Here is a 13,189-nt window from a genome sequence, read left to right on the forward strand (position 1 = left end):
ACCCTGCCACCGCCGGTGGACCGGGGGATGGACACGGAATGACCGTGGCATCAACAGACGCGTACCCCAACACCCCGGGAATCGTTGGTCGAACCAGTGGCTCGGATCACCTTGACTGCATACCATCGATCACCGCACGGCCCTTGTGCACCGACGCACAATCTCCCGGCCCTGGAGGCTCCTTTGCACCGTCGCACTGCGCTCTCCGTCTCCGCCGCCCTGCTCGTGGCGGCCCCCCTGCTGACAGCCTGCTCGGGCCAGGCCCGGCCCGGCACCGCGGCCGTCGTCGGCGGCGAACGCATCACCACCTCCGCGCTCCAGGCCCAGGTGGGCGACGTCCGCGCGGCGCAGAACGAGACCGGATCCACCGCCGCCCAGCTGATCCAGTCCTCGCCCGGCCTGGAGCGCGTCAAGCTCAACAAGATGATCCAGACCGTCGTGCTGGAGCGCGCCGCGAAGGACGCGGGCGTGAGCGTCAGCGAGAAGGAGGTCCAGGACTTCCGCAAGGCCCAGCTGGAGAAGGCGGGCGGAGCCGAGAAGCTGACCGCGGCGGCCCTGGAGCAGGCCCAGCTGGCGCCCGGGCAGCTCGACGCCGACGCCCGGTTCAAGCTGCTGCGCGACAAGCTCTTCGACCACTACGGCAGCCAGGACAAGGCCGTCGAGAAGCTCGCCTCCGCCGCGAAGACCCTGCACATCGAGGTGAACCCGCGCTACGGCGTGTGGGACGCGCAGCAGATCGTGCTCGGCGACCAGGACACCCCCTGGATCGTCCAGCGGACCCGGCCCGAGCAGGCCCCCGCCGGAGCCTGAGCCGCCCGTCCGGAGGTAGGTTCGGAGGGTGAACGACCACGCCGCCGAACCCGCCCCCGCCGTGCCCGCCCCGGCCGCCCCCGCCGACGCCGCGGCCACCGGCCGGATCGTCCTGCTGACCGCGAGCCACCGGGTCGCCCCCGGCCTGCTGTCCTGGCCGGCCTGGCAGGCCCTGCGCGCCGCCGACCGGGTGCTGTGCGCCGACCCGGGCCACCCGCAGCTGCCGTACCTGCGCGAGGCGGGCGTCGAGGTGGAGCACGGGAGCCCGGACGCGCAGGCGCTGGTCGAGGCCTGCGCCGGAGGCCGGACGGTCGTGGTGATCCCGTCCGGCGAGGGCGACCGGAGGCTGACCGACGGACTGGCCCGGCTCGCCGGCTCCGGCCGCGTGGACATGCCCGACCTCGAACTGCTGCCCGGCTCGTACGACCTGCCCGGCGCCCGCCTGCTCGACCTCGTCCAGGTGATGGACCGGGTCCGCCGCGAGTGCCCCTGGACCTCGCGCCAGACCCACGAGGGACTGGTGAAGTACGCCACCGAGGAGGCGTACGAACTCGTCGAGGCCATCGAGGACGGGGACCGGGAGGCGCTGCGCGAGGAGCTCGGCGACGTACTGCTGCAGGTGGCCTTCCACGCGCGGATCGCCGAGGAGCACCCGGACGAGCCGTTCTCCATCGACGACGTGGCCGGCGGCCTCGTCGAGAAGCTGATCCACCGGCACCCGCACGTCTTCGGGGACGCGGACGCGCAGACCCCGGAGGACGTCAGCGCGCACTGGCAGCGCACCAAGGCGGCCGAGAAGCAGCGGGAGTCGGTCACCGACGGGATCCCGCTGGGCCAGCCCGGACTCGCGCTCGCGGCCAAGCTCGCCGGCCGGGTCCGTACGGGCGGGGTGGCCGTGGAACTGCCCCGCGGCGAGGGCATCGGGTACGAGCTGCTGGAACTGGCGGCGCGCGCCGAGGCGGCGGGGACCGACCCCGAGACCGCGCTGCGCGCGGCGGCCCGCGCCTACCGGGACGCGATCCGGGCCGCCGAGGGCGTCGGCGCGGCGGACACCCCCTGACCCGAGGCGGTCCTACCGGGGCGCGCGGCCCGACGGGTTGTGCCAGTGCGGCTCGGGGCGGCTGAGGAACCACTCGCCGAAGCCCAGGGGGCGGCCGTTCGGGCCGTGGCCGGTGCCCGCGGCGGGCAGCGAATCGTGGAAGATCCTGCCCGGCAGGGCGCCCAGCTCCGTCAGCACGTGCACGGTCTGCTCGACGAACGGCGGCGGCCCGCTGAGATAGACGTCCTGCTCCGGCCACATGGCCCGGTGGCCCAGCGCGGTCGCGAGCCGCCCGGTGGCCTGGTCCCGGTGCTGCCCGGGGGCGGGCGTGATGTAGGTGACGCCGAGCCAGCCGCAGGCGGCGGCGTGCGCGTCGATCAGCGGCCGGTCGTACAGGTGCGCGGCGTCCCGGGCGACGACGAAGAGCCGTACGTCCCGGTCGGGGGGCTGCCCGGTGAGCTCCTCCACCATGGCCCGGATCGGCGCCCAGCCGGTGCCGGCCGCGATGAGGCTGACGGGCCGGTCGGCGCGGCGCAGCGTCAGCTGCCCGCCGGCCGCGCCGAGCCGCAGCACCTCGCCGGGCCTGGCCTCGCGGACCAGGGCGGTGCTGAGCCGGCCGGACTCGATGCGGCTGACGTGCAGGTCCAGGGTGCCGTCCGGGCGCGGGGCGTTCCCGATGGAGTACGTGCGCCAGGTCCTCGGGACCCGTTCGCTGCTCACGCTCGCGTACTGGCCGGGGAGATGGGGGAAGGGGGCGTCGGGGCGGAGGGTCAGCACCGCCACGTCCTGTCCGTACTGGAGGTGGCGCACGATCTCGGCGTCCCACCAGGGCGGGTCCTCGCTCGCGGCGGCCCCGGCCATCATGGCGTCGGCGATCACCTGGTACGCCTCGGACCAGGCCTTCTCCACCGTCGGGGTCCAGGCCTCGCCGCAGGTCCGGGCGAGCGCGGCGAGCAGGCTGGCGCCGAGGGCCGCGTAGTGCTCGGGGCCGGCGAGGAACTTGCGGTGGTCGCGGCCGAGGTCGTGGAGATAGGGGAGCAGGCTCTCGTCGCCGAGGCGGGCGACCACGTGGGTCAGCGCGGCGAAGAGCCGGTCGCGCTGGCGTTCCATGTCCTCGGCGGAGGCCGGGAAGAGCTCGCGGATCCCGGGGTTGTGCCAGAAGAGGTGGGAGTAGAAGTACTTGACCGCGTGCTCGGCCCTTCTCTCCACGACCGCGAAGCTGCTCTTCAAGATCCTCACATCCACAAAACCGAAAGTAGGAACGCCGGGGATCGCGAGGTCAAGCGATGGCGGATCTGCGGACAGCCGCGGCGAACCACCCATATGGGATGGCGGCGGGGGCGCGGGATACGGTCAGCGGGTGCATGAGCCGACCTCCGCAGCCCCCGAAGACAGCACTCCTCCCCAGGGCCCGACCCTGTTCGACTGGGAGTTCGCGACCGATCCGTACCCGGCGTACGCCTGGCTGCGCGAGCACTCCCCGGTGCACCGCACCAAGCTGCCGAGCGGGGTGGAGGCCTGGCTGGTCACCCGGTACGCGGACGCCCGCCAGGCCCTCGCCGACCAGCGCCTGAGCAAGAATCCGGCGCACCACGCGGAGCCGGCGCACGCCAAGGGCAAGACCGGGATCCCGGGGGAGCGCAAGGCGGAGCTGATGACGCACCTGCTCAACATCGACCCGCCGGACCACACGCGGCTGCGGCGGCTGGTGTCGAAGGCGTTCACCCCGCGCAGGGTGGCCGAGTTCACCCCGCGGGTGCAGGAGCTGACCGACCACCTCATCGAGCAGTTCGCGAGCAGGGGGGAAGCGGACCTCATCCACGAGTTCGCCTTCCCCCTCCCCATCTACGCCATCTGCGAGATGCTCGGCGTACCGCGCGAGGACCAGGACGACTTCCGCGACTGGGCCGGGATGATGATCCGGCACGGCGGCGGCCCGCGCGGCGGGGTGGCCCGTTCCGTGAAGCAGATGCGGACCTATCTCGGCGAACTCATCCACCGCAAACGGGATGATCTGGGCAATGACCTGATTTCGGACCTGATCCGCGCGAGCGACCACGGGGACCACCTGACGGAGGCCGAGGCCACCGCGATGGCCTTCATCCTGCTGTTCGCCGGATTCGAGACCACGGTCAACCTCATCGGCAACGGCGTCCACTCCCTCTTCATGAACCCCGATCAGCGCACCCGCCTCCAGGACTCCCTCGCCGCCGGGGAGAGCGGCCTGCTGGAGACCGGCATCGAGGAGCTGCTGCGCTACGACGGGCCCGTGGAGCTGGCCACCTGGCGCTTCGCCACCGAGCCGCTGACCCTCGGCGGCCAGGACGTCGCGGCCGGGGATCCGGTGCTCGTCGTCCTCGCCGCGGCCGACCGGGACCCCGAGCGGTTCGCCGATCCGGACACCCTCGACCTCTCCCGCACCGACAACCAGCACCTCGGATACGGGCACGGAATCCACTACTGCCTGGGCGCTCCGCTCGCACGACTTGAAGGACAGACGGCGCTTGCGACTTTGCTGACGCGTCTGCCGGATCTGGAACTCGCTGTTCCGCCCAACGAGCTTCGCTGGCGCGGGGGTCTGATCATGCGTGGCCTGCGCACCCTTCCCGTGAAGTTCACAGCCCGAAACCCCTGAACGCCCACTGACCGTAAGTCAGCCCCGGTCAAGAGTTGTTACTCGCATGCCAAGAACGCTAGGTTCTGCCGTTACCCAGCCGTTATGCGAAAGGTGCAGCTCATGCGTTCCGGGAACGGCCGCCACAGACGCCCCCGCCAGGTACCCGCGATAGTCGTCACCGCCGGGGTCACCGGTTCCGCGTTGGCCCTGCCGCTGCTCGCCGCCACCGGCGCGAGCGCAGCCGAGACCTCCACGTGGGACAAGGTCGCCGAGTGCGAGAGCGGCGGCTCCTGGAGCGCCAACTCCGGCAGCGGTGCCTACGGCGGACTTTCGTTCACGCAGGAGCAGTGGAACGCCTCGGGCGGCCTCGAGTTCGCCGAGCGCCCCGACCTCGCCAGCCGCTCGCAGCAGATCGCCGTCGCCGAGCGCGTGCTGGGCACGCAGGGCGCCCAGGCGTTCGGGCACTGCTCCGAGTCGGCCGGACTGACCCAGCAGGGCCCCGCGGCGACCGTGGACCCGGGCCTGCCCGGCACGCTCACCCCGATCGCTCCGAGCGCCTCGCGCCCCGACGCGTCGATCCCGGCCGGCGGCTCCGGCGCGAAGGCGCGGGACTTCGGCGCCCCGACCCCGGCCCCGGCCCCGGACTTCACGATTCCGCCGGCGCCGCTCGCACCGAACAGCGGACTGCCCGTCATGCCCGACCCGGACGCGCCGTCCACCTCGCCGACCGCGCCGGTGCTCCCGGGCACCCCCGGCACCCCGACGGCCCCGGGCACCCCGACCGCGCCCGGCGACCCGACGGCCCCGGGCACCCCGACCGCGCCCGGCAGCCCGACGGACCCCACCGCTCCGGTCGACCCGAGCGCCCCCACCGCCCCCGCGGCCCCGGGCACCCCGGGTGCCAGCACCGACCCGGCCGGCATCCCGGACACCACCGGCACCGGCAAGCACCGTGGTACGCCCGCTCTTGAGGCGCCCGCCAGATCTGATGCGGCGTCGGATCCCTCGTACACGGTCCAGGCGGGCGACAGTCTGGCCACGATCGCGTCTGCCAAGGGGGTCAAGGGCGGCTGGAACGCGCTCTACCAGGCCAACGAGCAGGTCATCGGTGATGACGCCGATCTGATCAAGCCCGGTCAAAATCTGGATCTAAGTTAGAAATAGCGGCACTTCGGGCACCCGGAAAAGGCTGAATGTCCGTTATCTGCAAGTGAGACATGTGTCTCTTCCGGTCAACTGGCGTGTCCCGCCCGGAGCCTTCCGCAAACCCCGCCCTCACCTGCGCAAACGCCCGTACGGAGGGCGCAAGTAGGGCCCGTTTCTCCCCGGTGTTCCTCGTTGAACATCGGGGAGAGACCTGTCTACCTTCTGAGTCGCCCGCCACCGCGGGCTCCTTCGACCGCATCGCCGAATCCTGCCGGCGGACGGGGGGAACAGTCGTCGCGTCAAGCGCCGAAGGCAGGAGCGGGGGAACCAAGGTAGGCGCCGGGACCGGCCGTTGAGAGACGGCCAGGAAACGGCTAGGGGTTAAGTCGTGCGCCACGTCGCACGGCCGGGCACTCATCAGCCCGAACCCGACAGCTCACCTCGCAGGCGTCGGTGAGGAGAACTCCATGCTGATTTCCGGCAAGGGCAAGCACCGCCGCGCCTCCAAGGCCGCTCGCATCGTCACGCTCGCCGGTGTCACCGGTGTCGCCGTCGCCGCCCCCCTGATGGCGGCCGGCTCCGCCTCCGCCGCCACGGCCGGCGAGTGGGACCGCGTCGCGCAGTGCGAGTCCGGCGGCAACTGGTCCATCAACACGGGCAACGGCTACTACGGCGGCCTGCAGTTCTCGTCCTCGACGTGGGCCGCGTACGGCGGCAAGGCGTACGCCGCGCAGGCCAACCAGGCCTCCAAGTCGCAGCAGATAGCCATCGCCGAGAAGGTCCTCAAGGGCCAGGGCAAGGGCGCCTGGCCGGTCTGCGGCAAGGGCCTCTCCAACTCCTCTTACACCGGTGGTGGCGCGACCGACACCCCGAAGAAGACGGAGACGAAGACCGAGACCAAGAAGACCCAGCCGAAGAAGACCGAGCCGAAGAAGGAGACCAAGCGCGAGACCCCCGCGCCGGTCACCCGCTCCGAGCGCTCCGAGGCCCCGGTCGTGAAGACCGGCAACGGCTCGTACGAGGTCAAGTCCGGCGACACCCTGGGCACCATCGCCGAGGCCAACGGCGTCAAGGGCGGCTGGGAGAAGCTCTTCGAGCTCAACAAGGACATCGTCTCGGACGCCGACCTGATCTTCCCGGGTCAGATGCTGAAGCTCAGCTGAATCCCGCAGTGACAACCCGCGGCCGCCCGTGCGGCGCCGCGGCAGCCCGACCGCCCGGCGCGTCTTCCCCTCACGCGCCGGGCGGCGGCATGTCTGCCGGCAGTCGGGAGCCCTATGTACCGGAAGGCGGGTATTCGGGCCCTTTTTCGTCCCAGGGGGCGGGCGGTCGGCTGGCCGAGTGCCCGGAGCCGGTTAGGCTCTAGTCGGCGGGGCCATCCCACGGCCCGACATGCCACCGCACACCCAGCGTCACATCCCAGAAGGAGATGCTCGTGCCGTCCATCGACGTCGTCGTAGCCCGGGAAATCCTGGACTCCCGAGGCAACCCCACGGTCGAGGTCGAGGTGGGCCTCGACGATGGCAGCACCGGCCGTGCTGCAGTTCCGTCCGGCGCCTCCACCGGTGCCTTCGAGGCCATTGAGCTCCGCGACGGTGACCCCAACCGTTACATGGGCAAGGGTGTCGAGAAGGCCGTCCTCGCGGTCATCGAGCAGATCGGCCCGGAGCTCGTCGGCTACGACGCCACCGAGCAGCGCCTGATCGACCAGGCCATGTTCGACCTGGACGCCACCGACAACAAGGGCTCGCTCGGCGCCAACGCCATCCTCGGCGTCTCCCTCGCCGTCGCGCACGCCGCGTCCGAGGCCTCGGACCTCCCGCTCTTCCGCTACCTCGGCGGCCCGAACGCGCACCTGCTGCCCGTTCCGATGATGAACATCCTCAACGGCGGGTCGCACGCCGACTCCAACGTGGACATCCAGGAGTTCATGATCGCCCCGATCGGCGCGGAGTCCTTCTCCGAGGCGCTGCGCTGGGGTGCCGAGGTCTACCACACCCTCAAGAAGGTCCTGCACACCAAGGGCCTCTCCACCGGCCTGGGCGACGAGGGCGGCTTCGCCCCGAACCTGGAGTCCAACCGCGCCGCGCTCGACCTCATCGTCGAGGCCATCAAGCAGGCCGGCTACACCCCGGGCAAGGACATCGCGCTCGCGCTCGACGTCGCCGCGTCCGAGTTCTACAAGGACGGCAAGTACGAGTTCGAGGGCCAGTCCCGCTCGGCCGCCGAGATGACCGAGTACTACGAGGAGCTCGTCTCCGCGTACCCGCTCGTGTCCATCGAGGACCCGCTGTACGAGGACGACTGGGCCGGCTGGAAGGTCATCACCGACCGCCTCGGCGCGAAGGTGCAGATCGTCGGCGACGACCTCTTCGTCACCAACCCCGAGCGCCTGGCCCGCGGCATCGAGGAGGGCTCCGCGAACGCCCTGCTCGTGAAGGTGAACCAGATCGGTTCGCTGACCGAGACCCTCGACGCCGTCGAGATGGCCCAGCGCAACGGCTTCAAGTGCATGATGTCGCACCGTTCCGGCGAGACCGAGGACGTCACCATCGCCGACCTCGCCGTCGCCGTGAACTGCGGTCAGATCAAGACCGGCGCCCCGGCCCGCTCGGACCGCGTCGCCAAGTACAACCAGCTGCTGCGCATCGAGGAGATCCTCGACGACGCCGCCGTGTACGCGGGCCGCAGCGCCTTCCCGCGCTTCAAGGGCTAATCACGGCAGCCCTCCGGGGCTGGCCTCCGTACGTCCCCGCACTCGGTCCCGTACCGTGTGCGGGGACGTATTGCGTAGCGCGTACATAGGGGAGGCGGGATCAATGGCCGGGAACCGGGATCGGTTCTCCACCTTCTCCACCGCGACCAGGCTCAAGCAGCTCGGCGAGCGGACCGCCGCCCACGTCTACCGCTCGCAGACGCGCCGCCAGGTCCGCCGCAGCCGGCTCACCGGCCGCGCCGCGCTCCTGGTGCTCGTCCTCTGTACGCTGGTCGTCGCCCTCGCGTATCCGATGCGCCAGTACGTCTCCCAGCGCTCGGAGATCGCGGAGCAGCGGCGGGCCGCCGAGGCCGCGAGCCGGCGCCTCGAACGCCTCCGCGACGAGAAGGCCCGCTGGCAGGACAACGCGTACGCGGAGCAGCAGGCGCGCAAGCACCTGCACTTCGTCCGCCCGGGCGAGATCAGCTACATCATGACCGACCCCGGGGCCGGGGCCGCCGAGCGGCACCGCACCGGAGCGGCCGGATCCGACCGGCCCTGGTACTCGAACGTCTGGGACGGCGTCGACAAGGCCGACCGCCCCGGCGAGTGACGAGTACCCGCACCCATCCACGAGAACGAAGAGACTTCCTCCAGGCATGCAGACGCCCCCGCCCCAGACCGACCGGACCGAGCCGACCGACGCGGACATCGACGCGTTCCAGCAGCAGCTCGGCCGCCCCCCGCGCGGGCTGCGCGCCATCGCCCACCGCTGCCCCTGCGGCCAGCCGGACGTGGTGGAGACCGCCCCGCGCCTTCCCGACGGCACGCCCTTCCCGACGCTGTACTACCTCACCTGCCCGCGCGCGGCCTCCGCGATCGGCACGCTGGAGGCCAACGGCGTGATGAAGGAGATGCAGGCCCGGCTCGCCGAGGACCCCGAGCTCGCCGCCGCGTACCAGGCCGCGCACGAGGACTACATCCGGCGCCGCGACGCCATCGAGGTGCTCCAGGGCTTCCCGAGCGCCGGCGGGATGCCGGACCGGGTGAAGTGCCTGCACGTGCTCGTCGGCCACTCGCTGGCCGCCGGGCCCGGGGTGAACCCGTTCGGCGACGAGGCGCTGGCGATGCTGCCCGAGTGGTGGGCCAAGGGCGCCTGCGTCACGCCGTGCGCGGACAAGGGCGGCGCGGCGGAGTCGGACGCGTGACCCGCGTCGCGGCCGTCGACTGCGGTACGAACTCCATCCGCCTGCTCGTCGCGGACTGCGATCCGCGGACCGGCGAGCTGGTCGAGCTGGACCGGCGGATGACGATCGTCCGCCTGGGCCAGGGCGTGGACAAGACGGGCCGGCTGGCCCCGGAGGCGCTGGAGCGCACCTTCGCGGCCTGCCGCGAGTACGCGGCGGTCGTCAAGGAGTTGGGCGCGGAGCGCCTGCGCTTCGTGGCGACCTCGGCCTCGCGCGACGCCGAGAACCGCGAGGAGTTCGTCCAGGGCGTGCTCGACATCCTGGGCGTCGAGCCCGAGGTCATCTCCGGCGACCAGGAGGCGGAGTTCTCCTTCATCGGCGCCACCAAGGAGCTGACGGGCACCACCCACATGGAGAAGCCCTTCCTGGTGGTGGACATCGGCGGCGGCTCGACCGAGTTCGTGGTCGGCGAGGAGCACGTGCGGGCCGCCCGCTCGGTGGACGTGGGCTGCGTCCGGATGACCGAGCGCCACCTGGTGGTGGACGGGGCGGTCACCGACCCGCCGACCGCGGAGCAGATCGCGGCCATACGGGCCGATATCGAGGCGGCGCTGGACCTGGTCGAGGAGACCGTCCCGCTGACGGAGGCGCGCACGCTGGTCGGCCTGGCCGGCTCGGTGACCACGGTCGCCGGGATCGCCCTCGGGCTGCCGGAGTACATCTCCTCGGAGATCCACCACGCCCGGATCCCGTACGAGCAGGTCCGCGAGATCACCGACCGCATGCTGACCTCGGTGCACGCCGAGCGCGCGGCGATCCCGGTGCTCCACCCGGGCCGCGTGGACGTGATCGGTGCGGGGACCCTGGTCCTGCTCGCCGTCATGGAGCGCACCGGAGCCCGGGAGGTCGTCGTCTCGGAGCACGACATCCTCGACGGCATCGCCTGGAACGCCGCGGAAGGGGCCGAGCCGGCCGAGCCGCGGCCCTGACGGGCTGAGATCAGCGGGTGGCGGGGGGGGGGGGGGGGGGGCCCCGCCCCCCCCCCCCCCCCCGGCAAAGACGATTGGGGTGGAAGGGGGGGGGGGGCGGGCCCAGGAGCACCGCGGAAGCCCCCCCCCCCCCGCAGTCCCCCGGGGCGACGGGCGGGCGGGGGCCGGGGCGGGGCCGGGGGGGGGGTGGTGGGGGGGGGGGGGGGGCCCCCCGCCCCCCCCCCCCCCCCCCGCCACCGCCTTCGGAATCAGATGTTGCGGTAGACGTCGCGGCGGTCGCCGACCTTGACGACGAGGATGACCAGCTCGCCGTCAAGAACTTGATAGGCGATCCGATAGCTGCCGACCCGGAGCCGGTACAGGCCGGAGGGCCCGGTGAGCCTCTTGATGTCGGCGTCCTCACGGTACGGATCGTCTCCCAGAGCAGTCAGGGCGGCGAGGATCCGCATCGCGGCCGGCCTGTCGATGGCCCGGAGCTGCCGTTGCGCCGCGGTGGTGAACCGGAAGGCGTACTTCACGCCGCGCCGTCACCCCGTTCGCTGAACAGGTCGGCCAGGAGCTCGGCCATTGTCACGGTCCGCCCGCCTTCGGCGAGCACGGCCTCCGCCTCGCGTGCGAGCATCTCGTCGGCTGCCTCTTCCAGCGCGTTGAAGTCCGCGATGGGAACCAGGGCGGCCACCGGGGCGCCGTTACGGGTGATTATGGTCGGAGCGCCCTGCTCCGCCCGATTGATGTGGTCCGCGAGATGGGCACGGGCTTCGCGCACGGTCACAGCGTTCTCACTCATGACCGCAGTGTACGCCTCAATGTGTACACGCCGCGTGGCTTCGAACCTGTGCGGGTTCGCCGACAATTCCGGATGGCATCGCCTGGTCGATCGCCTGAGCGAGGGCTGTTTCGAAGGCCCTGGAGGTCTCTCGGAGGGCTTTCGGAGGGGCTTACGGGGGCCTTAGGTCCCCTCCTCCGCAGAAAGTTCGTGAAGTTCTTCACAAGGAAAAGAGGCCTGATGGGCCGCGGAGAGGGTCCTTCGGGGCGCTCCGCGGGCCATCGGGCCTCTTTTGTCCGAGCGTTCGTGCGAAATGAGGGTGCCGTCCAGCCTCGTCGGTAGGTATCCACCAACCCGGTGGTCTACTCCGCTTTCAGGCCTGGAGGCCAGTTCAGGACGGGTGAACAACGAATCCTGTTACACCCTGGTTCCCGTTTCGCGCCATGACCTCCGTCACGTGGGCCGCGCAGTGTAGCAGAGGCCCTCCGTCACCTTGTGAAGGGGCTCACGAGCGTCACCCCTTGGGGTGCTGGATACTCGTTCCATGAGCACCACGGAGCGTCCCAGGATCCTCGTTGTAGGAGGTGGGTACGTAGGCCTGTACGCGGCCAAGCGGATCATGAAGAAGATGCGCTATGGCGAGGCGACCGTCACGGTCGTCGACCCGCGGTCGTACATGACCTACCAGCCCTTCCTCCCCGAAGTGGCCGCAGGCAGCATCTCGCCTCGGCACGTCGTCGTCCCGCTGCGACGCGTGCTGCCCAAGGCAGAGGTTCTCACCGGCCGGGTCACCAGCATCGACCAGGACCGCAAGGTCGCCGTCGTCACGCCGCTCGTCGGCGAGGCGTACGAGCTGCCTTTCGACTACCTGGTGATCGCGCTCGGCGCCGTCTCCCGCACCTTCCCGATCCCCGGCCTGGCCGAACAGGGCATCGGCATGAAGGGCGTCGAAGAGGGCATCGGCCTGCGCAACCACGTCCTCGAGCAGCTCGACAAGGCCGAGTCCACGACGGACGAGAACGTCCGCCGCAAGGCCCTCACCTTCGTCTTCGTCGGCGGCGGCTTCGCCGGTGCCGAGACGATCGGCGAGGTCGAGGACATGGCCCGCGACGCCGCGAAGTACTACACCACCATCAAGCGCGAGGACATGCGCTTCATCCTGGTGGACGCGGCCGACAAGATCCTCCCCGAGGTCGGGCCCAAGCTCGGCACCTGGGGCAAGGAGCACCTCGAGTCCCGCGGCATCGAGATCTACCTCAACACCTCGATGGACTCCTGCGTGGACGGCCACGTGGTGCTGAAGAACGGCCTCGAGGTCGACTCCGACACCCTCGTGTGGACCGCCGGCGTCAAGCCCAACCCGGTGCTGGCCCGCTACGGCCTGCCGCTGGGTCCGCGCGGCCACGTCGACACCGCCCCGACCCTCCAGGTCCAGGGCACCGACTACATCTGGGCCGCCGGCGACAACGCCCAGGTCCCGGACATCGCCGCCCGCAAGGCCGGCGTCGAGAACGCCTGGTGCCCGCCGAACGCCCAGCACGCGCTGCGCCAGGCCAAGGTCCTCGGCGACAACGTCATCTCCGGCATGCGGGGCTTCCCGCAGGCGGAGTACTCGCACTCCAACAAGGGTGCGGTGGCGGGCCTCGGCCTCCACAAGGGCGTCGCGATGATCGTCATGGGCAAGACCAAGATCAAGCTCAAGGGCCGGCTCGCCTGGTACATGCACCGTGGCTACCACGGCATGGCCATGCCGACCTGGAACCGCAAGATCCGCGTCTTCGCCGACTGGACCCTCGCCATGTTCCTCAAGCGCGAGGTCGTCTCCCTCGGTGCGCTGGAGACCCCGCGCGAGGAGTTCTACGAGGCCGCCAAGCCGGCGCCGGCTCCGGCCGCCGCCGCTGCCCCGGCCGCGAAGGCCAAGGCCTCCTGACCCGGGCCTG

The 13,189-nt window shown here is 71.3% G+C and carries 13 protein-coding genes and 1 riboswitch; of the genes, 10 read left to right on the forward strand and 3 right to left on the reverse strand.

Annotated features, from left to right (window positions below):
- The first annotated feature begins 183 nt into the window (after window positions 1–183).
- Together ACFYZS_RS29205 and ACFYZS_RS29210 are read left to right on the forward strand one after the other, a co-directional pair.
- Window positions 184–810, forward strand: a complete 627-nt coding sequence (locus tag ACFYZS_RS29205) for a SurA N-terminal domain-containing protein (protein ID WP_389018799.1) — start codon at window positions 184–186, stop codon at window positions 808–810.
- Window positions 811–871: 61 nt separating this feature from the next.
- Window positions 872–1,870: a nucleoside triphosphate pyrophosphohydrolase gene (locus ACFYZS_RS29210; RefSeq protein ID WP_389018980.1), complete on the forward strand. Its 999-nt coding sequence runs from the start codon at window positions 872–874 to the stop codon at window positions 1,868–1,870.
- 12 nt (window positions 1,871–1,882) lie between these two features.
- Here ACFYZS_RS29210 and ACFYZS_RS29215 read toward each other — a convergent pair whose 3' ends face one another.
- Window positions 1,883–3,088: a globin domain-containing protein gene (locus ACFYZS_RS29215; RefSeq protein ID WP_389018983.1), complete on the reverse strand. Its 1,206-nt coding sequence runs from the start codon at window positions 3,086–3,088 to the stop codon at window positions 1,883–1,885.
- Between the two features lie 121 nt (window positions 3,089–3,209).
- Between ACFYZS_RS29215 and ACFYZS_RS29220 the strand changes: the two genes are divergently transcribed.
- The 7 genes from ACFYZS_RS29220 (at window position 3,210) to ACFYZS_RS29250 (ending at window position 10,483) form a co-directional block, all read left to right on the forward strand.
- A complete protein-coding gene (locus ACFYZS_RS29220; protein ID WP_389018802.1) occupies window positions 3,210–4,484 on the forward strand; it encodes a cytochrome P450 in 1,275 nt (424 codons plus the stop codon).
- A 102-nt stretch (window positions 4,485–4,586) separates the two neighbouring features.
- Window positions 4,587–5,624, forward strand: a complete 1,038-nt coding sequence (locus ACFYZS_RS29225) for a transglycosylase family protein (protein ID WP_389018804.1) — start codon at window positions 4,587–4,589, stop codon at window positions 5,622–5,624.
- 282 nt (window positions 5,625–5,906) lie between these two features.
- Window positions 5,907–6,077: riboswitch (cyclic di-AMP (ydaO/yuaA leader) on the forward strand.
- A 2-nt stretch (window positions 6,078–6,079) separates the two neighbouring features.
- Window positions 6,080–6,775, forward strand: a complete 696-nt coding sequence (locus ACFYZS_RS29230; RefSeq protein WP_389018807.1) for a transglycosylase family protein — start codon at window positions 6,080–6,082, stop codon at window positions 6,773–6,775.
- Between the two features lie 266 nt (window positions 6,776–7,041).
- Window positions 7,042–8,328, forward strand: a complete 1,287-nt coding sequence (gene eno, locus ACFYZS_RS29235; protein ID WP_030156501.1) for a phosphopyruvate hydratase — start codon at window positions 7,042–7,044, stop codon at window positions 8,326–8,328.
- Between the two features lie 103 nt (window positions 8,329–8,431).
- The gene (locus ACFYZS_RS29240; RefSeq protein WP_048479116.1) at window positions 8,432–8,920 is read left to right on the forward strand and encodes a septum formation initiator family protein; all 489 of its coding nucleotides are present in this window, start codon (window positions 8,432–8,434) and stop codon (window positions 8,918–8,920) included.
- Window positions 8,921–8,966: 46 nt separating this feature from the next.
- Entirely contained in the window at window positions 8,967–9,515 is a 549-nt protein-coding gene (locus ACFYZS_RS29245) for a DUF501 domain-containing protein (RefSeq protein ID WP_389018810.1), read from the forward strand.
- Entirely contained in the window at window positions 9,512–10,483 is a 972-nt protein-coding gene (locus tag ACFYZS_RS29250; RefSeq protein ID WP_389018812.1) for an exopolyphosphatase, read from the forward strand. Before ACFYZS_RS29245 ends, ACFYZS_RS29250 begins: the two co-directional genes overlap by 4 nt.
- A 248-nt stretch (window positions 10,484–10,731) precedes the next feature.
- Here the strand turns inward: ACFYZS_RS29250 and ACFYZS_RS29255 are convergent, their stop codons facing one another.
- Together ACFYZS_RS29255 and ACFYZS_RS29260 are read right to left on the reverse strand one after the other, a co-directional pair.
- Window positions 10,732–11,001, reverse strand: coding sequence for a type II toxin-antitoxin system RelE/ParE family toxin (locus tag ACFYZS_RS29255; protein WP_389018815.1), 270 nt, complete (start codon window positions 10,999–11,001; stop codon window positions 10,732–10,734).
- Window positions 10,998–11,270, reverse strand: coding sequence for a type II toxin-antitoxin system Phd/YefM family antitoxin (locus ACFYZS_RS29260; RefSeq protein ID WP_389018817.1), 273 nt, complete (start codon window positions 11,268–11,270; stop codon window positions 10,998–11,000). The genes ACFYZS_RS29255 and ACFYZS_RS29260 overlap by 4 nt, the downstream gene beginning before the upstream one ends.
- A gap of 523 nt (window positions 11,271–11,793) precedes the next feature.
- Here ACFYZS_RS29260 and ACFYZS_RS29265 point away from each other — a divergent pair.
- Window positions 11,794–13,179 carry an NAD(P)/FAD-dependent oxidoreductase gene (locus ACFYZS_RS29265; protein WP_389018820.1) on the forward strand — a complete coding sequence of 462 codons (1,386 nt, stop codon included), beginning with the start codon at window positions 11,794–11,796 and terminating at the stop codon, window positions 13,177–13,179.
- Window positions 13,180–13,189: the final 10 nt, after the last annotated feature.

The sequence above is a fragment of the Streptomyces sp. NPDC001903 genome (genome assembly GCF_042891345.1).
In the GTDB taxonomy this organism is placed as follows: Bacteria; Actinomycetota; Actinomycetes; order Streptomycetales; family Streptomycetaceae; genus Streptomyces.

Coding starts and splice junctions, on each gene's coding strand:
- ACFYZS_RS29225 (WP_389018804.1), top strand. CDS start 4,587: ATGCGTTCCGGGAACGGCCGCCACAGACGCCCCCGCCAGGTACCCGCG.
- ACFYZS_RS29230 (WP_389018807.1), top strand. CDS start 6,080: ATGCTGATTTCCGGCAAGGGCAAGCACCGCCGCGCCTCCAAGGCCGCT.
- eno (WP_030156501.1), top strand. CDS start 7,042: ATGCTCGTGCCGTCCATCGACGTCGTCGTAGCCCGGGAAATCCTGGAC.
- ACFYZS_RS29240 (WP_048479116.1), top strand. CDS start 8,432: ATGGCCGGGAACCGGGATCGGTTCTCCACCTTCTCCACCGCGACCAGG.
- ACFYZS_RS29245 (WP_389018810.1), top strand. CDS start 8,967: ATGCAGACGCCCCCGCCCCAGACCGACCGGACCGAGCCGACCGACGCG.
- ACFYZS_RS29260 (WP_389018817.1), bottom strand. CDS start 11,270: ATGAGTGAGAACGCTGTGACCGTGCGCGAAGCCCGTGCCCATCTCGCG.
- ACFYZS_RS29265 (WP_389018820.1), top strand. CDS start 11,794: ATGAGCACCACGGAGCGTCCCAGGATCCTCGTTGTAGGAGGTGGGTAC.